The 6,036-nt window shown below is 75.2% G+C and carries 4 protein-coding genes; all 4 read right to left on the reverse strand.

Features of this window, described 5'->3' with window-relative positions:
* Positions 1–57 precede the first annotated feature (57 nt).
* The 4 genes from ACIP4O_RS24635 to ACIP4O_RS24650 are packed head-to-tail and all read right to left on the reverse strand — an operon-like array spanning position 58 to position 5,973.
* A complete protein-coding gene (locus tag ACIP4O_RS24635) occupies positions 58–1,428 on the reverse strand; it encodes a salicylate synthase (protein WP_401577565.1) in 1,371 nt (456 codons plus the stop codon).
* Positions 1,428–3,281: an ABC transporter ATP-binding protein gene (locus ACIP4O_RS24640; RefSeq protein ID WP_401577567.1), complete on the reverse strand. Its 1,854-nt coding sequence runs from the start codon at positions 3,279–3,281 to the stop codon at positions 1,428–1,430. Before ACIP4O_RS24640 ends, ACIP4O_RS24635 begins: the two co-directional genes overlap by 1 nt.
* Positions 3,278–5,248, reverse strand: coding sequence for an ABC transporter ATP-binding protein (locus ACIP4O_RS24645; RefSeq protein WP_401577569.1), 1,971 nt, complete (start codon positions 5,246–5,248; stop codon positions 3,278–3,280). The genes ACIP4O_RS24640 and ACIP4O_RS24645 overlap by 4 nt, the downstream gene beginning before the upstream one ends.
* Positions 5,245–5,973 (reverse strand): class I SAM-dependent methyltransferase, encoded by a 729-nt coding sequence (locus tag ACIP4O_RS24650; protein WP_401577571.1) that lies wholly within the window; start codon positions 5,971–5,973, stop codon positions 5,245–5,247. Before ACIP4O_RS24650 ends, ACIP4O_RS24645 begins: the two co-directional genes overlap by 4 nt.
* Positions 5,974–6,036: the final 63 nt, after the last annotated feature.

Genomic DNA, 6,036 nt, shown 5'->3' on the forward strand with positions numbered 1-6,036 from the left:
CGCCTTGCTTCGTAATGACTTTCGTTTCCAAAAATTGACCTCCGGTCGCTCACGGCCTCATTGCCAGGAGAAGCGCAGGTGAGGAGCCACGCTCAGGAGCTTTTCGCGGGTCTCCTCGAACTCCCTGTCCGGACTGGAGACCCCCATCACACCCGCTCCTGCCCGCAGCCAGGCCCGGCCTCCGCGTACGAAAACGCTCCGCAGGACGAGCGCGGCGTCGAGCGCGCCCGCCGCGTCCGACCGGAAGACGGCGCCCCCGTACAGTCCGCGCGGTCCGTGCTCATGGCGGGCAAGGGCATCGAGGGCGGCCCGCTTCGGCACGCCAGTGGCGGTGATCGCGGGGAAGAGCGCGCCGAACGCGTCCCACTCGTCCGCACGCTCGCCGAGCCGGCCCGCCACTCGCGAGGCGAGATGCTGGACGGAGCCCCGCTCCCGTATCTCCATGAAGTCCGCCACGGCCACGCTCCCCGGCGCGCACACCCGGGCCAGCTCCGCGCGGGCGAGGCGGACCGAGAGGGCGTGTTCCTGCACCTCCTTCGGGTCCGCGTACAACTCGGCACGCAGCCGCGCGTCCTCGGCCGCGTCGCCGGTGCGGGCCCGGGTGCCGGCGAGCGGCTGGGTACAGACCCGGCCGTCCGGGGCGACCTCCACCACCGTCTCCGGGCTGAACCCGGCGGCACGCCAGCCGCCGAGGTCGACGAGGAAGGAACGCGCGGGCGTGTTCGCCGCCCGTCCCGCCGCGTACGAGGCACCCAGGTCGGGGGCACGGGACAGCGGAACCTCCCGCGAGACGACAGCCTTGTCGAGCAGCCCGGCCCGGATGTCCGCGCTCGTCGCGGCAACGGCCGCACGGTAGCCGCCCGGATCGGCCGACAGCGCCGCGACGGCCTCGCCGGGCGGCTCCGCCGCGGGCTCGGGCGCGGCCCGCGCGCCGAGGACCGCCGCGACACGGTCCACCGCGGCCGGGTCACTCGCGTGCACCTGGGCCTTGCCCGGCGTCAGCGTGATCTCGACGGACGGAACCAGGAAGCACAGCAGCGTGCCGGACCCGGCACGGGCGGGGTCGCCGTGCAGAAGATGGGCGAGTTCGAAGGCGGCCCAGCCGTGCACCGCGCGGTCCGGGGACGAAGCGGCGCGCAGCGAGGTGAGCGCCTCCCGTACGGCGGCCAGCGGCCCCTGAGGCGCGGGAACGTGCCAGGTGCGTGCGCCGTCGCTCAGCGAGGCTCCGGCGGCGGTGGCCGCGAAGGTCGCCTCGCCCGCCGCGACGTGCCAGGTGCCGCCGCGCTCGTAGACGACGTGGTGGGTGCCGAGGCGTGCGCGCGCGAGGCGGGCCGCGGTGCGGGCCGTCTCCCCGTTCGCGTCGAGGATCGCGCGAGGGAGCGGTTCGGGCAGGCATGCCGCCCAGGCGGCGAAAGGGGTGGTGCTCATCAGGGTGCTCCGCGATCAGGGGTGGAGGAGAGCCGGGAGCCGGCGGAGGGGGCCGGCACGCGAGGCTGAAGAGGGGTGGTGGTGTTTGCCCCGGCGAGCGGGGCGGCTGGCGCCGGGGTCAGGCGCCAGCCTCGGGAACGCGTACGGCTGCGCCAGAAACCGGCGTACGTGCCGTCGTGGGCGAGCAACTCCTCGTGAGTGCCGCGCTCGGTGACCCGGCCCCGCTCCAGGACGAGGATCTGGTCGGCCTCGCGGATGGTGCTGAGACGGTGCGCGATGACCAGGAGCGTCTTGTGGCGGGCGAGGCCCCGGACGGTCGCGACGAGGTGGGCCTCGTTCTCCTGGTCGAGCGAGGCCGTCGCCTCGTCCAGGACGAGGACGGGGGCGTCGCGCAGGAGCGCGCGGGCGATCGCGACGCGCTGCCGCTCGCCGCCGGAGAGCGCGGTGCCTTCGGGCCCGACCCTGGTCGCCCATCCCTCGGGCAGGCGGTTCAGGACCCGGTCGAGCCCGGACAGGCGTGCGCACTCGCGCAGTTCCTCCGGCTCGGCCTGCGGTTTTCCCACTCTGACGTTCTCCTCCACGGTCCCGTCGAAGAGGTACGTGTCCTGGAAGACCGGCGACACGGTGGCCGCCAGGGTCTCGGGCGTCATGTCGCGCACGTCCACCCCGCCGATCAGGACGCTGCCGCCGTTCACGTCCCAGAACCGGGCGAGCAGCCGGGCCACGGTCGTCTTCCCGGCCCCGGAGGGGCCCACGAGCGCGGTGATGCTTCCCTCCGGCACGGAGAACGTGACGCCGTGCAGGGTTCCCGGGGCCTCGCCTGCCGTGCCCGGCGCGTACGAGAAGTCGACGGCGTCGAAGCGCACGGCATGGCCCCCGGGGTCACGCGGGCGCGCCGGGAGGGGGAAGGGCGCCTCGTCGAGCAGCGCGGCGATGCGCTCCAGGCTGTGCCGGGCGATCCGCAGCCCCGCCCCGAGGTCGGCCGCGCCCGAGACCCCCTCCGTGAGCCGCGCGGTGAGGACGAGCAGCGCGAGCAGGGTCGGCACGTCGGACGGCGTGTCGAGCATCCATCCGGTGCTCAGCACCAAAACGGCCGCGAGGACGGCGCGGGCGGCGAAGGCGAAGGTCACCAGACCGGGAACGCCCCGCGTGATCAGGCGGCGGTCGGCCCGCGCCTCCCCCACGAGTGCTTCGTCCAGGGCCGCGTGGTTCTCGGTGGTGCGGCCGAAGGCGCGCAGCACCGGCTGGTTGCGCGTGTACTCCATGACCCGCTTGGCGGCCTCCGTGCTCGCCGCGTCCCTGCCCCGGTCGAGGCGGGCCACCACGGCGGTGCTCGCCAGGTGTGCGGCGAGCAGGACGGGGAGGGCGGCGAGAAGGACCCAGCCGACGCGTACGTCGAAGCAGAACGCGGCCACGACGAGTACGGCCGGGGTGACGACGGCCGAGACGAGCGGGCGCAGCAAGTGGGCGGGCATGTTCATCACTTGCATGACGCCGGGGCCGGCGAGCCCGGCCAGTTCCGCGGCGCGGGCATCCGAGAACCAGCCGACCGGCAGCGTCCGCGTGTGCTCGGCGAGCCTCCGGTGCAGCGCTTTGGACAGTTGCCCGCCGACGGTGAATCCACCCGCGAGCGAGGCCGTCTGAGCCGCCGTGAAGGCGAGGGTGACCGCGGTGAGCGTCAGCAGCCAGGGCCAGGCCCGGTCGGGTGAGCCGCCCAGGAGTGCCCGCAGCACGGGCACGAGGAGCGCGAAGGCGAGCCCTTGGAGTACGGCGGCGGCGAGGAGGACGGCGAGCAGGCGGCGCAGCGGCCGGAAGCCCTCGACGCCGAGAACGTGGCGGAGCAGGCGGATCATGGGTGCGTGACCTTCCGGGAACCGGGGGTACGGGGCGGCGGGGGGCTCTGGGCGGGGGGCGTCGCCTCGGCGGACGAGTTCTCGGTGGACAGGGCTTCGGCGGATGGCGCTGAGTGCATGGTTCTCTTCGGCTGCGAGGAGTCCGCGGTGGGGCCCGGGCCGGGGATCACGGGGGCGGCCCCGCTGGGTCCCCCGGACCCGTCCCGCTCCCCTGCCGCGAGCTGCCCCGGCTCCGGCTCTGCGGCTTGCGCGTGCCACAGCCGCGCGTACCGCCCTTGGGCGGCGAGGAGTTCGGCGTGGCGTCCGCTCTCGACGACGCGGCCCTCCTCAAGGACGACGATGCGGTCGGCGTCCCGCACGGTCGTCAGGCGGTGCGCCACGACCAGGACGGTCCGTCCGGCGGCGAGCGTGGAGAGCGCGTCCTGGACCAGGGCCTCGGTGTAGGGGTCGGCGTACGCGGTCGCCTCGTCGAGTACGAGGACGGGGGCGTCGGCGAGGAGCGCGCGGGCGATCGAGACGCGCTGCGCCTCGCCCCCGGAGAACCGCGCGCGGGTCCCCACCTCGGTGGCGTAGCCGTCCGGGAGCGCCGTGATCATGTCGTGCGCGTGCGCGGCGCGGGCCGCGCGCTCGACTTCCTCGTCCGTCGCGGACGGCCGTCCGAGGCGGATGTTGTCCGCGACGGAGGCGCGCAGGAGCCGTACGTCCTGGAGGACGAAGCCGACCGAGCGGTAGAGCGCTTCCCGTGGGATCTCGCGCACGTCGGCGCCGCCGATCGTCACCGCACCGCCCCTCACGTCGTGAAAGCGCGCGAGGAGCGCGGCGAGTGTGGACTTCCCCGCGCCCGAGGGGCCCACGAGCGCGGTGACCGTGCCGGGGGCGAGGTCGAGGTCCACGCCCGAGAGCGCGTCGCGCTCCCCGTCGTACGAGAACGACACGTCGCGGAAGGAGACGTGCGCGCCTTGCGGGAGTACCGGGCGGGCGGGGGCCGGGAGGGATGGCGTGGCGAGGAGCGCGGTGATCCGGGCGGCGGCGGCCTGCCCGCCGCGGATCTGCTGGACGCGGGTGCCGACGACGCCGAGCGGGGCGGCGAGCGCCGGGCCGAGCAGGACGAAGGCGAGCAGCGAGGCGGTGGAGAGGCCGTCAGAGACCACGAGGGGGGCTGCCGCGGCCACCAGGAGCAGCAGGACGAGGGCGGGTGAGACGACGAGGAGAGCCGCCGTGGAGGGCACGAGCGTGGACCGTACCCAGGAGGTGAAGAACGCGGCGAAGGCGTCGGTGGCGGTCACGAAGCGCTCGTGGGCGGTGCGGGCGCGGCCGAAGCCGCGTACGACCGCGATGCCTTGGGCGTACTCGGCGGCGGCGGCCGAGACGCGGGCCTGCGCGGCGCCGAACTCGGCCATCCGCGCCTTGGCGCCCGCCATCGCGCGGCGGAAGAGGAGGGCCCCGGCGAGCGGCGGCAGGAGGGCGAGGAGCGCGAGGCGCCAGTCGGCGACGACGAGCACGCCGAAGGCGAGCAGCGGTGCGACGAGGAGCGCCGTCACATCGAGCAGTGTGTGCGCGACGAGAGCGTGCAGGGCGTGCACGTCGTCCCGCACGGCGCTCTCGATCGCGTCGCGGCGGCGGGTGAGCGCGCCGAGCGGCAGGCGGCCGATGTGGGCGGCGAGCCGGCGGCGCAGGGAGAGCTGGAGGTCGTTGTCGGCCTGGTGGGCGAGGAGCCCGGCGAGGAAGCCCAGGGCGAGGGCGGCGACGCCCGAGCCGCAGGCGAGGCTCACCCAGGGCCAGGCGTCATCGGCCGCTCCGCCGGTGTCGTCCGCGAGGCGGGCGGTGAGCCGGGCGATCGCGAAGAACGGCAGGATGCCCGTTGCCGCCGCGCACGCCTGGAGCGCGAGGGCGAGCAGGAGGCGCCGTTTGACCGGGGCGAGGAGGGCGAGCGGCGAGGCCGCGGGAGGGGGAACGGGTGTGGTCATGCGAGGAGGATTCCGATCTCGGGAACGGGGCGGCCGGCCGCCTCGGTGACGCGTCGGCTCGTCATGCCGGACTCGGCGGCCAGTCGTGCGACGTCGAAGGTGTGCCACAGGTAGCTGTCGGAGACCTCCCGGACCGTGCGGCCCTCGCGCAGCACCTTCCAGGTGGTCGTGAAGCGCATCGCGTCGCCCTCCGCGGGCTCGCCGCCGATCCACCATTCGTAGGTCTGGCGGCCGACGCGCTCGCGCAGGGAGAGGGCGGGGGGCAGCTTCCGGGGGGCGGAGACGCCCATCAGCTCGACGATGACCGGGCCGCCCGGTGGCAGCCGCGCGGCGAGACGGCGCCACAGCCGCACGCGCTCGGGCGCGGTGAGGTGCCCGGCCACGCCGAAGATGACGACGGCGGAGATCCGTTCGGGCAGGCGCAGGTCCTGCGCGGCGCCGTCGCTCACCGTGACGCGGCGCCGCAGGTCGGGATCGCGGGCGACGCGCGAGGTGAGTACGGCGCGCATGGTCGCGGAGGGTTCGGCGGCGAGGACGTCGGCGCCGGGCAGGGCGCCGGCGATGACCTCGGTGACGCGCCCGGTGCCCGCGCCGATCTCCACGACGGGGCCGTGCGAGACATCGAGCCCGGCGAGGACGCGGGCGAGCGGGGGGCCGCTGCTCGCGGTGTGCCGGGCCGCGACCATCTCGTAGAACTCGGCGGAGGGCGAGTAGTAGTCGATCACTGTCCTGCTCCCGGGGTACGGGGATCGGGGCGGCGCGCGCCGGTCACCGTGCGGACGGGGCAC

Source organism: Streptomyces sp. NPDC088923, from assembly GCF_044749745.1.
GTDB lineage: Bacteria > Actinomycetota > Actinomycetes > Streptomycetales > Streptomycetaceae > Streptomyces.